At 41.8% G+C, this 17552-nt stretch carries 19 protein-coding genes and 1 riboswitch; of the genes, 2 read left to right on the top strand and 17 right to left on the bottom strand.

Annotated features, from left to right (window positions below; translation table 11 throughout):
* Window positions 1–104: 104 nt before the first annotated feature.
* From cmk to M1D94_RS09865, 15 genes are all read right to left on the bottom strand, one after another.
* The gene (gene cmk, locus M1D94_RS09935) at window positions 105–779 is read right to left on the bottom strand and encodes a (d)CMP kinase (RefSeq protein ID WP_041849974.1); all 675 of its coding nucleotides are present in this window, start codon (window positions 777–779) and stop codon (window positions 105–107) included.
* Window positions 780–857: 78 nt separating this feature from the next.
* Window positions 858–1034 (bottom strand): YpfB family protein, encoded by a 177-nt coding sequence (locus M1D94_RS09930; RefSeq protein WP_021481556.1) that lies wholly within the window; start codon window positions 1032–1034, stop codon window positions 858–860.
* Between the two features lie 44 nt (window positions 1035–1078).
* On the bottom strand, window positions 1079–1732 hold the full coding sequence (gene dgrA, locus M1D94_RS09925; protein WP_041849975.1) for a cyclic di-GMP receptor DgrA: 654 nt from the start codon (window positions 1730–1732) through the stop codon (window positions 1079–1081).
* A gap of 93 nt (window positions 1733–1825) precedes the next feature.
* Window positions 1826–3178, bottom strand: coding sequence for a germination protein YpeB (gene ypeB, locus M1D94_RS09920; RefSeq protein WP_029726759.1), 1353 nt, complete (start codon window positions 3176–3178; stop codon window positions 1826–1828).
* Window positions 3179–3212: 34 nt separating this feature from the next.
* Window positions 3213–4130 (bottom strand): spore cortex-lytic enzyme, encoded by a 918-nt coding sequence (gene sleB / locus M1D94_RS09915; RefSeq protein WP_015714181.1) that lies wholly within the window; start codon window positions 4128–4130, stop codon window positions 3213–3215.
* A gap of 138 nt (window positions 4131–4268) precedes the next feature.
* Window positions 4269–4925 (bottom strand): glutamic-type intramembrane protease PrsW, encoded by a 657-nt coding sequence (gene prsW / locus M1D94_RS09910; RefSeq protein ID WP_014480144.1) that lies wholly within the window; start codon window positions 4923–4925, stop codon window positions 4269–4271.
* Window positions 4926–5044: 119 nt separating this feature from the next.
* Entirely contained in the window at window positions 5045–6019 is a 975-nt protein-coding gene (locus tag M1D94_RS09905) for a YpdA family putative bacillithiol disulfide reductase (protein WP_038828568.1), read from the bottom strand.
* A gap of 108 nt (window positions 6020–6127) precedes the next feature.
* A complete protein-coding gene (gene gudB, locus M1D94_RS09900; protein ID WP_003230536.1) occupies window positions 6128–7402 on the bottom strand; it encodes an NAD-specific glutamate dehydrogenase in 1275 nt (424 codons plus the stop codon).
* Window positions 7403–7557: 155 nt separating this feature from the next.
* Window positions 7558–8142, bottom strand: coding sequence for a genetic competence negative regulator (locus M1D94_RS09895; protein ID WP_003230533.1), 585 nt, complete (start codon window positions 8140–8142; stop codon window positions 7558–7560).
* Between the two features lie 158 nt (window positions 8143–8300).
* Window positions 8301–9080, bottom strand: coding sequence for a metallophosphoesterase (locus M1D94_RS09890; RefSeq protein WP_282627248.1), 780 nt, complete (start codon window positions 9078–9080; stop codon window positions 8301–8303).
* 87 nt (window positions 9081–9167) lie between these two features.
* Window positions 9168–9611, bottom strand: coding sequence for a YpbF family protein (locus M1D94_RS09885; protein WP_003230531.1), 444 nt, complete (start codon window positions 9609–9611; stop codon window positions 9168–9170).
* Window positions 9612–9673: 62 nt separating this feature from the next.
* Window positions 9674–10405: a LysM peptidoglycan-binding domain-containing protein gene (locus tag M1D94_RS09880; RefSeq protein WP_282627249.1), complete on the bottom strand. Its 732-nt coding sequence runs from the start codon at window positions 10403–10405 to the stop codon at window positions 9674–9676.
* A complete protein-coding gene (locus M1D94_RS09875; RefSeq protein WP_014477208.1) occupies window positions 10356–10958 on the bottom strand; it encodes a CPBP family intramembrane glutamic endopeptidase in 603 nt (200 codons plus the stop codon). The genes M1D94_RS09880 and M1D94_RS09875 overlap by 50 nt, the downstream gene beginning before the upstream one ends.
* A 26-nt stretch (window positions 10959–10984) precedes the next feature.
* Window positions 10985–12475 carry a RecQ family ATP-dependent DNA helicase gene (locus M1D94_RS09870; RefSeq protein WP_151870191.1) on the bottom strand — a complete coding sequence of 497 codons (1491 nt, stop codon included), beginning with the start codon at window positions 12473–12475 and terminating at the stop codon, window positions 10985–10987.
* The gene (locus M1D94_RS09865) at window positions 12468–13526 is read right to left on the bottom strand and encodes a helix-turn-helix domain-containing protein (RefSeq protein WP_187001794.1); all 1059 of its coding nucleotides are present in this window, start codon (window positions 13524–13526) and stop codon (window positions 12468–12470) included. The genes M1D94_RS09870 and M1D94_RS09865 overlap by 8 nt, the downstream gene beginning before the upstream one ends.
* A gap of 265 nt (window positions 13527–13791) precedes the next feature.
* Between M1D94_RS09865 and M1D94_RS09860 the strand changes: the two genes are divergently transcribed.
* On the top strand, window positions 13792–14040 hold the full coding sequence (locus tag M1D94_RS09860; protein ID WP_003225461.1) for a ferredoxin: 249 nt from the start codon (window positions 13792–13794) through the stop codon (window positions 14038–14040).
* A gap of 39 nt (window positions 14041–14079) precedes the next feature.
* Here the strand turns inward: M1D94_RS09860 and fmnP are convergent, their stop codons facing one another.
* Entirely contained in the window at window positions 14080–14652 is a 573-nt protein-coding gene (gene fmnP, locus M1D94_RS09855; RefSeq protein WP_004399159.1) for a riboflavin transporter FmnP, read from the bottom strand.
* Window positions 14653–14805: 153 nt separating this feature from the next.
* Window positions 14806–14940, bottom strand: a riboswitch (FMN riboswitch).
* Between the two features lie 208 nt (window positions 14941–15148).
* On the opposite strand from fmnP, the gene serA reads away from it, so the two are divergent.
* Window positions 15149–16726: a phosphoglycerate dehydrogenase gene (serA, locus tag M1D94_RS09850; protein WP_004398713.1), complete on the top strand. Its 1578-nt coding sequence runs from the start codon at window positions 15149–15151 to the stop codon at window positions 16724–16726.
* Between the two features lie 42 nt (window positions 16727–16768).
* Here the strand turns inward: serA and aroD are convergent, their stop codons facing one another.
* A complete protein-coding gene (gene aroD, locus M1D94_RS09845) occupies window positions 16769–17536 on the bottom strand; it encodes a type I 3-dehydroquinate dehydratase (RefSeq protein WP_456270515.1) in 768 nt (255 codons plus the stop codon).
* Window positions 17537–17552: the final 16 nt, after the last annotated feature.

Below are 17552 nucleotides of genomic sequence, written 5' to 3'. Positions count from 1 at the left end.
ATAAAAAGTTTTATTAGTATTAACTTCTAATAAAAGGACAGGTTTGTCAAGCAATAACATTCTATCTTCGTTGAAAAATTCAAAAAAAGTGGCATTTGCCATCCTCAGCGGGACTTTTGCTCCACAGCCTCGAGGATTTTATCAGCTACCTCTTGAATGGAAAGCGATGTCGTGTCGATTTCAATAGCGTCTTCTGCTTTACGCAGCGGAGATACTTCGCGCTCTGAATCAAGCTTGTCTCTTCTTGCAATTTCCTCAATTAATGTTTCGTAGTTGACATCAAAGCCTTTTTTCACATTTTCTTCATAACGGCGTTTCGCTCTCTCTTCAACAGATGCCAAAAGAAAGATTTTTACTTCTGCATTTGGCAGCACATGCGTCCCGATGTCACGACCATCCATGACGACGCCGCCTTTTTCCCCAAGCTGCTGCTGGCGTTTCACCATTTCTTCTCTGACACTTCTGTGCTTGGCCGCAATTGAAACTTGGTTGCTGACTTCATCTGTTCTGATCGCATCAGTTACATCGGTGCCGTTTACAAGCACTTTTTGTCCATCTTTTGTTGTAATCAGCTCAATGTCTGTCCGCTTTAGCAGCTCAGCCAGTTTTTCTTCATTTGTCAGCTCAACGTTTTCTTGTAAAGCCGCGTACGTAATCGCTCGATACATTGCTCCTGTATCAATATATATGTACGATTTTTTCTCAGCCACAATTTTGGCAACGGTGCTTTTCCCTGCAGCTGCCGGGCCGTCAATTGCAATCGATAATTTCTTTTCCATAATTCCTCTCCTTGCTCTTTTCTCCTCTATGGATTGTATCACGAACTTTATGAAAAAGGGTGAAAAATTGATGAATAATTAATGTTTGAAGGTTTCAATCTTATTGTCCCCCTCCATGTTATCCACCCCTTCATATTGAATCACTTTTGATACGTATGGTTCAATATGCTGATAGTGAAAAAGAAATTGGACACCAAATAAAATGATGGCCTGAATGAACAATAATTTGATCAGCAGCCGTTCAAATGTTTTCATTGGAGCACCTCCATTACAAATAGTATGGAAGTGTTTGCCGATGTTTATTCCATTCGGGCCTTTCTTCTCTTATTTAACTGGCGCCTGATGCAGTATTGAAGCAAAGCCTGCTGGTCACCTGCTGCAATTTCTGAATACTCTAAAGTCATTTTGCGTTTTCCTGACTTGGGGTCATTAAAGATTCGTTTGACAACTGCTTCTGTTTCTATTTGACGTGTGTGCTCCTCTTCAGGAAGACGGATGATCAGGCGCAATGATTCCCCCGATTGAAAAGAAAGGCCATCATTTAAAACCACGGCGATGCCGCCTGCACTGATGTTATAGGATAGTGTGCGGAACTCTTCTTCATTTCCCGGCTGAATTTGCACATCTAATACCGCATCAGTTCTTACATATTGGCGGCGCTGGATTCTTTTCATTTTTTCACGGGGAGGCATTTCAAGACAGATCATTTGAAGTTTGTCCTTCACTTTACCTTTTATACGGCTTATAAAGCGATAAGGAACTTCGTCTTTTCCCACAAACTCTACCGTTACTTCCATATCGTTATGTAAAATCACAGTTCGCCCTGTAACTACATCAACAGGATACGCGATCAAAAGTTCATTGTTTTCAATGCTGACCGCCTTGCTTTTTGCCTTTTTCAATTCATTTTCTTCTATATATTCTAAAAGTACATTTTCTCCAATCTCTATCATTGACTTCACTCTTTCGCATTCAATATACTCACGTTTTTATTAAAGCACGTAATGAAAAAAAGGAAAAGACATTTAGTCCTTTCCTCCTGTTTTTTATAGGTCTTTATATATAGGTTCTGCATTTTTTAGTTTTTCAACCTTTTCTTCCGATCCGTCTTTGGCATTGATATACATTCTGAATGTGTCATTTTCAATTGTCCCAAGCATTTCGTAGCATAACACTTCTTGACCTAGTTCATTTGTAATCAAAGCGAGCCTTGTTTCTCTCACTTGTACATTTTTATTTAATTTAGACTTTGCCTCTGCTTCAGTAATTGCAGGCTTAGGTATGGTTCTTTTTCTGTGAGATGTGAGGAAGTCTCTTGCTGAAAAGCCGACAACTTCACCGTCATCCAAGGCCACTTTCATACGAATTGCCTCTGGGTACATCCGGACTTTATTTTCAACAGGAACATATGAAAATACACCGATTTTATCATATTGGGCACTTTCATCAATTTCCAAATCATCTGTTTCAAATCCGTTTTTCTTTAAAAATGCAAGCGCTCGGTTCGATCCGTCATTCAAACTGATTTTCTGATCTTTCACTTCTCTGTTTTGGATCAAATATACCGGATGCCCGCCCTTCTTCGTAATATCCATATAAATCACTGCTTTATGGTCTGGGTCTTTCATGCTGATGCTATATACATCGCGATTTGTTTTTTTTCCGCTCTTTACCACTTTAATTGAATAATTGTCATCTGGGGCAAAGCGCTCAGCAATTTGTTTTGCTTCCTGTTCGGAAATTTGTTTTCCCTTCAGATGGCTGAAGCCTTTCTCTTCTTTTTTCGTGCTGGTGAAACTCGGGCCAAGATCAGTGCCAGTGGAGAATGCACCAACATTTTTTTCGACTGTTTTAAAGCTGTTGATAATCGTATTATCACTTTGTTTTTCGTCAGAAGCCAGGGCCATTTCTACGTCCATCCAGCGAAGGTTTTTGCTCATGACAAGGTGCTGAACATGACGCAATTCGTTTTGTATATCTTCGGACTGCTGATATAGCTTATTTAGTGATGTATACTCGTTTTTATCAAGCGGCTTTTGGTCCAAATCTCTGACTGACGTTTTATAGCTGAAATCGCCGATCTTTGATAATAGCTCTTCAGTTTTATTAAACGGCATTAATGTAAGCGGCAGCTGACTGACACTGTTATGAGCTTCTGATGTAATCCTCCACACATCGATCAATGCAGGCGACAGTGATTTTTGGCTGTTCATGGCAAGTGTTGTTCCGATTTTATCATGAAGCTGATCCATCTGATAGGTAAGCTCATGAAACGCCCGCTGATAGTTATTTTCAGCATGAAGAAGAACTGCGTCTTTTTCCTGGTGTTCTTTGTATCCCCAGTAGCCTGTACCGACTATTGCAATACCAAGCACGGCGATTAAAATTCCTCTGATCATTTATCACACCTCTTTTTATGCTTTCTCATATCTGCTACTCACAGAAAATGTGTTTACCGATTCTTTTAATCTGTGGACGCCCCCAAATCCACGGACTTGTAGCCGTATCCGGATTAAAGTAGTAAAGTGCTTCCTCTGATGGGTCCCAGCCATTGATGGCATCCAGCACTGCTTCTCGGGCCGTTTCATTCGGCTGCATGTAAATTTGTCCGTCGGCTACTGCTGTGAAGGCAAGCGGCTCAAAAATAACCCCCGCTACTGAATTTGGAAATAACGGGCTGTTCAAACGGTTTAAAATGACTGCTGCAATAGCAACCTGCCCCTCGTACGGCTCGCCCCGGGCTTCGCCATAAACCGCTTGAGCAAGCAGCCTGATATCGTTGTTGGAAAATCCACCAGGCATGTTCGCTGCTACCGCATCCTGTTTTCTTGCTTTTGCTGGTGTATTGTTTTGCTGTTTATTCGCATTCGCTTTAGGCTGCTGCGTTGTTTTTTCCGCAGGCTGTTTCTGCCTCGCTTCCGCTTGCTGTCTTGCTTTTTGTGTTGCTGCTTTTGACGGTTTCGTCTGATACTTCAGCGGGATTTTTCCGTAATGCGTGAATGTATTCCCTTTATTGAGCTGTTCCATAACATATTCACGATAGTATTTTGATTTACATATTAAGGTTTGCTTTGTTTTAGCTCCTACAAGGCCGTCAACCTCTTTTAACCCGAATTGATCCTGAAAATTCCGAACTGCCCAGTACGTCCCCCATCCATAAACCCCGTCAATTTTTCCGTTATAATATCCGTTGTATTGAAGACGCGCCTGAAGCTCGACCACATCATCCCCGGTTGCCCCTCTTTGAATGACCTGATTCGAAAAGGCAGAGATCGTTTCAGTATTAATAAACGTCGTTATTGTAAAGGAAAAAAGGATGAGACATGCCATAATCGATCCTTTGGACTTCATCTTTTCAAGCCTCCTACTGCAAATTTTTAAGTGTAATCGTATTTTCTGTAACGAGGTTATTTTTATACACTCTTTCCTTGTTATCCCTCAGAACATAAAAACTGCACACAAAAAAGCCGCACGGTTGCTGTGCGGCTTCTATACTTGCATCATATTAACGGAACGGGCTTTTTTCGCTTTACGCAAACCAAACCACCATAAAAATACCATAAATGGAAGCATATAATAAATCCAATTGCTAAGCGCTGTTAGGATAAAATCATATGATCCATGCAAAAGGGATGGGACAACTAAAGAAAGAGTAAGCCACTTTACACGCGCCTTATCAGCGGAAAAACGGGCTTTTCCAAGATAAAATCCCATTATAACGCCAATCAAGGCATGGCATGAAACAGGCAGCAGCGCCCTGACAAACGCATGCTCTACGCCGTGGCCAATTAAATAAAGAATATTTTCGAGGGTTGCAAAACCGAGTGATACACTTGTACCGTACACAATCCCGTCATAATGCTCATCAAAGTGGGCGTGCGGGTAAACACTGATCATCAGTATAAACCATTTTAATGATTCCTCCAAAAACCCCGAAGATAAAAAAGAAACGAAAAAGCTTCCGCCTCCTACATTCTCTTTTTCAAGTACATACTGGATAAACATGATGGGAAATACAAGAACAACCCCGAGAAAAAACGACCGTAGCACCATATGTACAGGTTCATTATCATACTGATCTTTTAAATAAAAATAACTTAATAACGCGATGCCGGGGGCAATTCCTGCAGAGATGATTGCAAACATCAGGCAACCTCTTTCCTTTATATTCCTACGTCTATCCTACCATGTTGTTTAAAATTTTACATCTGTCTGCACTTAAAAAAACAAAAAGAGCATACGAATGCATCATATGCTCCTCATCTTTAATGGTTTTCTCTTTTGGCGATTTCCGCTGCGATATGCCCCCCGTGAAACCTGCCGTTTTCAATAAATATTTCATTTGCATTATTTCCCGCAGCAATAACACCGGCAATAAAGACACCTTCAACGTTCGTTTCCATCGTTTCTTCGTTGAAATATGGACGCCCTGTTTCTTTATCAATTTCAACACCAATTTTTTCAAGAAATTGATGATCAGGATGATAGCCTGTCATGGCAAATACAAAATCATTTTTAATGGTAATGAGTTCTTTCTCTCCGGAGCGAAACACAACTTCATCCTCGGTGATTTTTTCGACACAAGCGCCAAATTCCATACGGATTGTACCGTTTCTGACGAGGGCTTCAAATTCCGGCAGAATCCACGGCTTAATGCTTGGAGAATACTCATTGCCCCTATATAAAACTGTGACACGCGCTCCAGATTTCACGAGTTCAAGGGCAGCGTCCACGCTTGAATTTTTCCCCCCGATAACAACAACATCTTTATCAAAATACGGGTGACCTTCTTTAAAATAATGAAATACTTTCGGCAAATCCTCACCGGGTACATTCATATAGTTTGGATGATCATAATAGCCTGTGGCGATGATACAATATGGCGTCGTGTAGGTCTCTTTTGACGTCTCAATAACGAATGTGTTTTTTTGCGTTTTCGTCACTTTATGCACCATTTCAAACGCATTAACACGGATGTTTTTCCGTTTAACGACTTCACGGTAATACGATAAAGCCTGGATTCTGACAGGCTTCCTGTTCTCTGTAATAAATGCGACATCTCCGATTTCGAGCTTTTCACTTGAGCTGAAAAAGGTTTGATGCGTCGGATAATTGTAAATACTGTTAACGACATTGCCTTTTTCGATGACGAGGGCATCAATGCCAATTTGTTTTAGGTGAATGGCAGCAGATAGTCCGCAAGGTCCTCCGCCTATAATAATTGCTTTTTCTTGAATCATTTCTGTCAACTCCTGCGATTGGCATTTCACTTCATATTTTCTATTTCCGAATAAAAAAATCTCCTATTTTATCATAGGAGATTTTTTATTTTTATGCAAATCATCAACTTATATCCAGCCTCTAAAACGCGAAGCTTCAGCCATTTTGCGAACGCCGACCATATATGCAGCGAGCCTCATGTCAATTCTACGGTTGTTAGCCATTTCATAAATATTGTTAAATGATTTGACCATCATTTTTTCTAATTTTTCTTCTACCTCTTCTTCACTCCAGTAGAAGCCTTGGTTATTCTGAACCCATTCAAAATAAGAAACTGTTACGCCACCGGCACTTGCCAGCACGTCTGGTACAAGCAGAATGTCCCGGTCTGAAAGAATTTTTGTTCCTTCAAGCGTTGTTGGTCCGTTCGCTGCTTCAACGACAATTTTAGCCCGGATATTATGGGCATTTTCTTCTGTAATTTGATTTTCAATCGCAGCAGGAACGAGAATATCACAATCCAGCTCCAGCAGCTCTTGGTTGGTAATGGTATCGTTGAAAAGCTTTGTTACGGTACCGAAGCTGTCGCGTCGGTCGAGTAAATAATCGATATCAAGGCCTTCCGGATCATAAAGTCCGCCATACGCATCTGAGATGCCGACAACTTTTGCCCCCGCATCATGCATAAATTTTGCCAAATAGCTTCCCGCGTTTCCGAAGCCTTGGACAACGACACGCGCACCTTTAATATCGATGCCTCTCTTCTTAGCCGCTTCTTTAATACAGATAGTAACACCTTTTGCTGTCGCAGATTCTCTCCCGTGAGATCCGCCAAGCACAAGCGGTTTGCCTGTAATAAATCCAGGCGAATTAAATTCATCAATTCTTGAATACTCATCCATCATCCAAGCCATGATTTGTGAGTTTGTAAATACATCCGGTGCCGGCACGTCTTTTGTCGGGCCGACAATTTGGCTGATCGCTCTGACATACCCTCTGCTCAGACGCTCCAGCTCTCTAAACGACATATCCCTTGGATCACAAACAATTCCGCCTTTACCACCGCCATATGGAAGATCTATTATGCCGCATTTTAAACTCATCCAAATTGAAAGCGCCTTCACCTCTTTTTCTGTTACGTTCGGGTGAAAACGTATCCCGCCTTTCGTTGGACCGACAGAGTCATTGTGCTGCGCACGATATCCTGTGAAAATCTTTACTGAACCGTCGTCCATACGAACAGGTATTTTTACCGTTAATAATCTCATCGGCTCTTTTAACAATTCGTATACCTCTTCGGGATATCCCAATTTTTCCAGAGCCTTATGTATTACGGTTTGGGTTGATTTTAATACATCAAGTTTGTCCTCTTCTGTATGACCGGTGTTTCGATCGGCTGCCATTTGAGTTAACCTCCTAGAATCTTCTGTTTCTCACATGCTCCCTTTCAGAGAATAGTATACACCTTCATATGATCTGTGCATAGAATAAACGTTATGTTTTTCCATGTTTTTTAACGAAAAAAAACTGCTGAAATCAGCAGTTTTCCGTTGCATTCTTATGAAAAATGAGTTTGTATCGTTTCTACGGCATTACCGTCCATAATGAGCTTACCATACTCTTGCAGGCGATAAATCGTTAAAGTTGTCGGATTGCCGTATTCAGCCAGAACCGCCACAACCCCTTCAGCCGTATGTGACCCTAGATCTTCAAGGCTTAAAAAGTACTGCCCGTCATAGTGGTAGACAGTTCCCCCTGTGATACCGATTCGCTGTAAGCTTTCTGAAAGCTGAATGATATCTTCAAAGGAATGGAATTGATATATGATGTCCGCGCTTTCATCAAGCTTGACTTGCATTTCGATGTAATCATCATCATACTCATCGTCTTCTGAATCGGCGTCTTGGTTCTTTGTTACAATCACGACCATCCCTTGTGCTTGGAGAGAATACACTTCCACTGCAATCGGTCCATTCGCTTCAAAGCCGAGCTCTGTATTTGCTTCATTCATCATATCTTTAAATAACTGGTGGACTTTGAATGAGTCCTTCCAGAGGTCTTCTTTTGTCAATCCCCGGTCTGTCAAATCATCGAGGGTTAAAAAGATTTTGATCTTATTATAATTCAGACGCTCAAGCCGCATAACGTTCCCTCCTGCCTCTACTTGCACACAAATCATATAACACATTATATGAGATGATGAGTCATAGGTTCTTAATTGTTATCAGTTTACACTGAGTTCACTAGTAAGACAAGCACAATGCAGTTTTTATTGCCATATGGATTTTTGCTTTTTAGAAGTTATTCTGGCCCGCAAAGAGTCACAATGTGTGTTTCAGGCTCAGCACCTAAACGAAGAGGCACTTTTGTCGTGCCGTAGCCGTTGCTGATCAGATATGCCGCGTTTTTAACAATACCTGTTTTCCCCAGTTCATAAGGGCCAAATTTTCCAAACCTGATCTGGCCTCCATGGGTATGTCCGCTGAGTATCACATCAATACCGTCATCTTCATTGATTTGTTCATGAATCTCCGGATTATGGCAAACCAGAATATTCAGCTGGCTTTCATCAAGTTCTTTGATGGCTTCCTCATAATGATCCATCTCCATCCTGATATCATCAACCCCCGCAATCGCAATCGTATGCCCATTGTATGAAAACGGGACTGACTCATTTCTCAGAGTGATGACGCCGTGCGCTTTAAATATGGAATACAGCTTATGCTGCCTGACTTCATAATCATTATTCCCCCACACAAACACGATAGGGACTCCGAAATGTACGACCCTTTTGATGTTTTCCTCGATTCTCGCACTGGGCACCCCGCCCTCAGCTAAATCACCGCCGATTATAACCAAGTGAGGGGCATGGCTTCGCGCTTTTTCTAAAAGGTCTTGATCGATGAGACGTTTGTGAATGTCTGAAATAAAAAAGATTGTCAGAGGCGGCTTGCCCTTCATCTTTGATAAAGGAAACGTATGTGTCTTCAAATGATTGCCTTTTGCTGTTGCATACATTTTTGCCGTCATTGCCGCTGCCGCAACAGTTAGTACACCGGCAATTTTCACTGATAGCTTCATAAAAAAACTCTCCATTCTTTTTAGAACTTATCAATAAGACGGACAATAAAAAAAAGACGTTTCTATCGTTTGAGAAAACGCCCCATTTTATTTACTTTCAAAATATAGATTAATGTCATATTTGTGCTTCATCATATGAAAAACAGACTCTCTCGCCTTCCATTTATCGGGCTGCGGCCAGAGATCAGTGCTTTTCTGAATAATTTCACATCTCAGTTTATGGAAATCAGTCTCGGATTTTTCTTCCTTTTTCTTGAAATAATATGAAGTGCAGTAGGCAAAAGCGGTTGCCAGCATCCAAAATAAATAAAAGGTATGGCTAAGTATTTCTTGAAGTATAAGCTGAGGCTCCGGGCTTTTGATCATGATCATAACACATAATAAGCCTAGGCAGATAAGTGAAGCCCATCGCCATCTGCGGCATTGTGCTGCATAATTTTCGAATTTTTGTTTTCGTTTTACCAGCGCTTGGAGCATCTGTTTGGTCGGCGCGTCTGTAAACTGATCCAGCTGATTCCATAAGGATTCCATACGCTTCACACCTTGTCCATTTTCATTGCTACAATATATGAACGTAAAATAAAAATAATACCCTATTCATCCATTAAGGGGATGTCCAAAACTTGTCCGGTGTAAACATCAATTCCATTCAGATGATTATACGCTCGAATTTTTTCTTCTCCTGTCCGGCTTTTATAATACTTCATGGAAATGCGGTATAGCGTTTCTTTCTTTTGGACGGTGTGCTTGACAACGCGATTCGGCACATTTTGAACTGGCTCAGCCGGCTGCTGTTGCTGTTCTTGCTGTTGTACTGTTGATTGGGAAGAGGAAGCAGCCGCGGCGGTTGCTTCCTCCTTATTTGCCGAGTCTTCTTTTTCCGCTACAGCAGTCTGTTTCTTATCAGCAGCTGTTTGCTCTTTTGGCTTGGAATCTTCTGGCTCTTTTTTTGACTCCTTCTGCAGTGCGGTTTCTTTAGTGTCTGCGGTATCGTTTTTATCCTCTGATTTCGGGACAACCTCATATTTGCTTTGGCTGCTGTCAATAAAAACGTCTTCATAATCGTCATGATTATCCGGGTGGCTCTTTAGATAAAATAACGTGACTAAAACGATAACTGGCACAAATACAAATATTACTGCGAGTACTGTGAATAATGGCGTTTTTGTTTTGCCTTGCTTTTTTTTCTGTTCTCTTTGATTTTTTACAGATTGTCTTGTCGGAAGGCTTTCTCCATCATCGACATAATCGTCCGCCAATGCGGCGTTTTGATCTTCATAAAGATTCTGGGCTTTTCTTCTCTCTACTCTCGACATGTTCGTCATGTTTATCCCTCCTCACATGTTCAAAACGAATCTGACAGGCAAACACGGCATCAATGATAAAATGCGCCGTCATCGGAACAAATAAGTTGCCGGTCCATTCATACATCAGACCGAGCAAAAAGCTGATTGCTGTCACCATAATAAATAACAGCCATTTTGACAAATACCGAAAGTGCAGAGCGGCAAATATAAGGCTGGCCGCCCATAAACCGATATGAGTCTGCAGCACTCCTCTGAATAACATTTCTTCCGCGAAAGCAATCAGAAGCGTTAAAAATATAATATGAGGGATTGACCTCTTACTGAATATTTTTTTATTGATTCCGCCGTCATCATATAAATGAGACGGAAACCATTTCATTACTGCCATATCGGCTAAAATAACAATAACAGCTATAGAAACACCATACCAGATGATTCGCATATCGCGAATGTCCCAGAGCTTTAATACGTCCCGTACATCCTCAAAAAAGAACAGTCCTGCTGCAGCAGCGGCAAATATGATGAGTAGCTGCGTCAAATATAACTGCTTCAGCATGTCACGGTCAGTCATATGCTGAATATAATCTTTTTGCTGTTTCAGTTCAGCTCACCTACAGTCTGCAAGCTGAATATCCGGTGCAATTCCGAACTCCAGCTGTCTAATGGCGCCATTTTACTCCGTTCCCCTTTTTGTTCATAAAAGGATAAATCAAAACCGCAATGTGAACAGCACGGAAGGTTTCCGTCATCGGGCTCGTATGATTCATCAAAGTAGGTTAACAGTGCCTGCCTTAAACAGCCGTCACGCTGAAGCAAAAATGATACACGGTGCATTTTTTCCAGCTTCAGCTCCATGCGATATGAAATTTCTTTCTTCATCAGTTCAACTGATGTTTTTCCCTGCATAAAGAGATGAATCATCATACGGGCCTGTGTCTCTCCGACGCCATACTGAAGTAATACGTCACGCAGCCTTCTCTCATCCCGCTCCTCCGTCTTCTCTAGCACACGGATTACGTCGGCGATTTCTTCAGCTGTGACACTCTCCATCTGGATAATTTGTTCCTGCAATTCAAAATCCCCTGGCGCCCGCAGCAAAATGCTGACACTCGGCTTTCCGTCGCGTCCCGCTCTGCCGATTTCCTGCATAAAAGCTTCTGCCGTCTGCGGGAGGTGAAAATGAATCACATATCTGATATCAGGTTTATCGACACCCATTCCAAACGCATTCGTACAACATATCACATCAAGCTGGTTATGAATAAACTGCTGCTGAATTAAAATCCTGTCCCCTGACTCCAAACCGCCATGGTAAAAGTCGGCTCTGCTGCTCGTTTTGCTTTTAATTTCACCCGCTAATTCCTCAGCCCATTTCCGTGTTGGACAATAAACAATTCCCGGGCCTTGCAGGTTTTCAACCAGCTGAATGACCCTATCTATTTTTTCGGCAGTATCCGCCGCATTTTCAACCCTCAGTGCGATGTTTGGGCGGTTGACTGAGTTGAGATGGCGTACAGCATGCTGCAGCTCCAGCAGGTTCATGACATCTTGCAGCGTTTCCTTTGTAGCCGTGGCGGTCAATGCCAGAACGGGCGGGTGACCAAGTTTTTTTCTCAGCTGTCCGAGCTTTGAATAATCAGGCCTGAAGTCGTGTCCCCATTCAGAAATACAATGCGCTTCGTCAATAACAAATAGGCTGATCGGGACGCTTTTCAATTTTTCCAATACATATGGAGACTGTAAAGCTTCAGGAGACAAGTACAAAAATTTATATCGATGAATATGTTCTAAAACAAATTGTCTTTCCTGCCTGTTAAGCATGCTGTTCAAAGCTGCAGCACGCTTTTCCCCCCGGGCTTTCAGCTGCTGCACCTGATCCTCCATTAAAGAAAGCAGTGGAGAAACGATTAATACCATGCCGTCAAGCATATAACCAGGCAGCTGGTAGCAAAGCGATTTCCCTCCCCCAGTCGGGAGCATTGCAATGGTATCCTTACCGCTGAGTATGCTTTCAATAATGTCCTGCTGCCCTTTTTTAAAGGAAGTAAAACCAAAAAACTGATATAACGTTTGCTGTAATTTAGTCATATTGCTGCACCTGCTTTGTCAATGCCAGTCTGATTTGAAAGTAGCTGAACCGCTGTTCCAGCCCGTCGCGAATTTGTTTGATTTTATTCGTCCGCATCCGTTTGGCAAACTCTGCGATTTGGAGCTGGTCTTCTGCTGATACATAATCATTAATCATAAACGTAGGCTCATGGAGAGAAATCTCGACAATGTGGTCTTCAATCGTCGCTGTTTTCAGCTTTCTGATTTCAGCAATTCGATGTATCGGAAACCCTTGTTTGACCATCTGCCATGTTTTCCTCGTCGACTCTGTCAGGGCATTATCTAAGTGCACATCAGAAAGGAGATCCTTTAACAAAGCATCTTCACACTCCGGAAGAGAATGAATAAAATAATGTACTGAAGCCCAAAACATGATATAGACATACCATTCATCTTCTTCCAGCGTATCAGCAAGCTGCCTGCTCGTATAACCGATCCGATGGTGCGAGGTTAAGGAGTAGACAAAAATTTGCGCTGCTTTGTTTTCAATCTTTTTCAAATGTGTCTCAAGCATGGCAAAAAGGCTTTTTGCCATCTCTATATGATCCGTATGCCGGGACAGGTATTTCTTTACCCAGTGGAGTGTCTTATGATCCTTTGTGACAGGGATATACTGCCTGCTCCCTTGCTGTTTATGGGATAGGACCTGCACAAGCAGCGAAAGCCTTTTCCAAAGCACGCGGGCAGCCTGCTGATAATGAGCACCGTGACAATAAACGGGCCACGGCCGCTCGCTAAGGGAATGTCTCAAAACTGCTGCGCCGCTGTCTGTCACTTTGTATGTATCTGTTTCAGACATTGGCGCGAGATATGAATGCTTTTCAAGCTTGTCAAGCGACGCAGAAATATCGCTTCTCGAACATTTTGCCGCCATTCCAAAGTATTTTGCAGTCTGAAATAAGCCGGCATCTTGAATGGTTTGTGACGATCTCTTGCCTTTGAATAGGTGAAAAACAGCGCTTCCCGACCGTTCCCCGTTTATTTTGCAAAGACAATCGAGAACCATAATATCGAAGTAATTTAATGACAACCTATCCACCTACATTCTTCCTGACAAAAATCGTTGATTTGCTCTTTTTATTTTAACAGATTTCAAACAGAAATCGACGTTTAAAGTCATCATTAAGGGAGATGTTATGTAGATAACCCCTTATGTGATAAGCATTCTCAATCATTTTTCTGTTGAAATGTAGCAGCAACATCATTACAATAAGTAAGAGGAATAGGTGTTAAATTGATTAAATATAAAGATTGATCCATTTGTTCCACCAAGAACAATCTGGGAGGTTTTATTCATGGCAAAGTACACAATCGTAGACAAAGATACATGTATTGCATGCGGCGCTTGCGGAGCTGCTGCACCAGACATTTACGATTACGATGATGAAGGCATCGCGTTCGTAACGCTTGATGAAAACAAAGGTGTTGTCGAAGTTCCTGAGGTACTGGAAGAAGATATGATTGACGCATTTGAAGGATGCCCTACTGATTCCATCAAAGTGGCGGATGAGCCATTTGAAGGCGACCCGCTTAAATTTGAATAGAAGTAACTAAAAAAAGCTCCCGAACGGGAGCTTTTTTATTTAATGGATATGTGCACTTCGCTGCTGCTCAATCCATGGCTTAAGCTTGATAAAAATTAGTGAGAATACAACCGTAATTACAATACCTTTTATCATGTTAAACGGCAGGATACCTGCGACGACAGCTGTTTTTAGCGCGCTGTCGGATAATGCCGGTGAATGTAAAAACCACGTGTATGCCGGAAGAATCAGAACATAATTTAAAATACTCATTAAAATGGTCATCGCTGCAGTTCCCAAAAGCAGGCTGACAGCCAAGCCCTTTGCTGAGTTGAGTTTTTTAAATAAGAAAGCAGTCGGTAATATAAAGAGTGTTCCTGCAATAAAATTCGCAACTTGCCCTACAGGAACTCCGGCCATGCTTCCCTGAATGATATACTGAAGAACATTTTTTATCGCTTCTACGGCAATACCCGCCAAAGGTCCGTAAATCAGAATGGCAATAATAGCGGGAACGTCGCTAAAATCGATTTTTAAATAATCCGGAAGACCCGGAAACGGGAAATTTAACAGCATCAAAACAAATGCAATGCTGCTCAGCATGCTGACCACAACTAATTTTTTTACTTTCACTTCATTCTCTCCTTTTCGATCACATCTTACTCGAAAACGGAAAGGTTCTTTTCCAGCCAATAAAAAAACCGCTTCATATATAAAAGCGGGGTTTCGAAAATTAGGCTAGGCAAAGAAACGTTTGAAAAATTCAATTTCAAAACGCTTATGAACCTCCATCTTCTCCCATCCAGACTGTACTGTCGGCTCCGGAATCTCACCGAATCCTGCTGTAAAGACAGCTCGCGGGCTTAGAGCCATTGGCTCATCACCGCCGGTAGGGAATTTCACCCTGCCCCGAAGATTGATCATATGAAATTTAATTACATTATAAACGATAACTGGTTGGCTGTATAGAGAATTGCTTCAAATTATATATATTACCTGCAAGCTGTCAAATCATTGATTTATTAGGCTTTACTTTTATCCTTTACTGCGTCAATACACGTTGACACTCTTTTGAGAATATGTTAAATTATCAGATATTTAGTTTGTCAATTTAGGAGGAAATCTAACGATGTTTCGAGTATTGGTCTCAGACAAAATGAGCAACGACGGTTTACAGCCACTTATTGAATCAGACTTTATTGAAATCGTTCAAAAAAACGTAGCAGATGCAGAAGATGAATTACATACTTTTGATGCTCTTTTGGTGCGAAGTGCGACAAAAGTAACAGAAGACCTTTTCAACAAAATGACTTCTTTAAAAATTGTCGGAAGAGCCGGTGTCGGTGTCGATAATATCGATATTGATGAGGCTACGAAACACGGGGTAATCGTGATCAATGCTCCGAACGGCAACACCATTTCGACAGCTGAGCATACATTTGCAATGATCTCTTCTTTAATGAGACACATTCCGCAGGCTAATATCTCAGTGAAATCCAGAGAGTGGAACCGCACAGCTTATGTGGGTTCAGAGCTCTATGGAAAAACGCTTGGTATTGTAGGATTAGGCCGAATCGGAAGTGAAATTGCACAGCGTGCGAGAGCGTTCGGTATGACAGTGCACGTTTTTGATCCTTTCTTAACGGAAGAAAGAGCGAAAAAAATCGGCGTAAACAGCCGTACATTTGAAGAAGTGCTTGAAAGTGCGGATATCATTACCGTTCACACGCCTTTAACAAAAGAAACAAAAGGCTTATTGAATAAAGAAACGATTGCAAAAACGAAAAAAGGCGTTCGCTTAATTAACTGTGCGCGAGGCGGAATTATCGATGAAGCAGCACTTCTCGAAGCTTTGGAAAACGGGCATGTTGCGGGAGCGGCTCTTGACGTTTTCGAAGTTGAACCGCCAGTTGACAACAAACTTGTTGATCATCCATTAGTCATTGCCACTCCTCACTTAGGAGCATCAACGAAAGAAGCACAGCTCAATGTCGCCGCCCAAGTGTCAGAAGAAGTTCTGCAGTTCGCAAAAGGCCTGCCTGTCATGTCAGCTATCAACCTGCCTGCCATGACAAAAGATGAATTTGCTAAAATTAAGCCCTACCATCAAATTGCAGGAAAAATTGGCAGCCTTGTATCACAGTGCATGAAAGAACCAGTACAGGATGTTGCCATTCAATATGAAGGCACAATTGCTAAACTTGAAACATCGTTCATTACAAAAGCCCTTCTGTCAGGCTTTTTAAAACCGCGCGTTGACTCTACTGTTAACGAGGTCAATGCCGGGGGTGTCGCAAAAGAACGCGGCATCAGCTTCAGTGAAAAAATTTCCTCTTCTGAATCTGGATACGATAACTGCATCAGTGTAAAAGTGACAGGAGACCGCAGCACCTTTACTGTAACAGCTACGTATATTCCTCATTTCGGAGAACGAATTGTCGAGATCAATGGATTTAATATTGATTTTTATCCGACAGGTCACTTGGTGTATATCCAGCATCAAGATACAACAGGTGTCATCGGCCGAGTAGGACGTATTCTCGGAGATAACGATATTAACATTGCAACTATGCAGGTTGGCCGTAAGGAAAAAGGCGGAGAAGCCATCATGATGCTTTCCTTTGACAGACATCTGGAAGATAAAATTGTGAAAGAACTAACAAATGTCCCTGATATTGTGTCTGTGAAGCTCATTGATCTGCCATAATCAAAAAAACTCAAGCTATAAAGCTTGAGTTTTTTTATTGTTCTATCCTCGTGTGTTTTTATGCAAAATATCTAAGACACTCCTTAGCTCAGAAACAGGTATTTGACCTGGTGCGGACGCCTCTTCTCCTGCTCCAAAAGTACAAGCCGATCCAAAAACCTCACCGCTCAGCCTGCTGATGAGCCCTGTTGCAGCCATTGACATTGTAATAATGGGGCGGTCTGCATATCTTGTTTTCATTGTATACGTCGCATCAAGCAGCGTTAGGAGATCTCCAGTATCATTCGGCATAACAGCCATTTTGGGAATATGTGCCCCTAAATCCTGCATTTTCCGAAGTCTTGAAAGAATCTCATCTTTCGAAGGCGTTTTTTCAAAGTCGTGATTTGACATCACCACATAGACGTTGTTTTCTTCCGCCATCGATACTAACGCTTTTACATGTGCATCTCCTGAAAATAATTCGATGTCTATCAGATCGATGTCTTTTGTTTGGATTGCCGATTCCAGCAAAGCAAGATAGGAGCTTTCGTCCATCTCCATGCTCCCGCCCTCTTTGTGGGTTCTGAATGTAAATAGAAATAGCTTGTCTTCTAAAGATTTACGAAGCTTAGACATGAGCTTTGTGACCGCTTCTCTGTCATTAGCTTTTTCAAATACGTCGACTCTCCATTCAACAATGTCCGGATTCAGTAATTTTACTGCCTCTGCTTCATTCAGAATTTGTTTTTCCGTCTTTCCCATCAGCGGAACGATGATTTTCGGCATTCCTTCCCCGATGGAAACTCCTTTAATTGTTAACACGTTCACTCATCTCAAATCCTTT

This window comes from Bacillus sp. JZ109, assembly GCF_053903135.1.
Note: the sequence above shows the minus strand (reverse complement) of the source record. Positions and strands in the feature narration are given on the sequence as shown.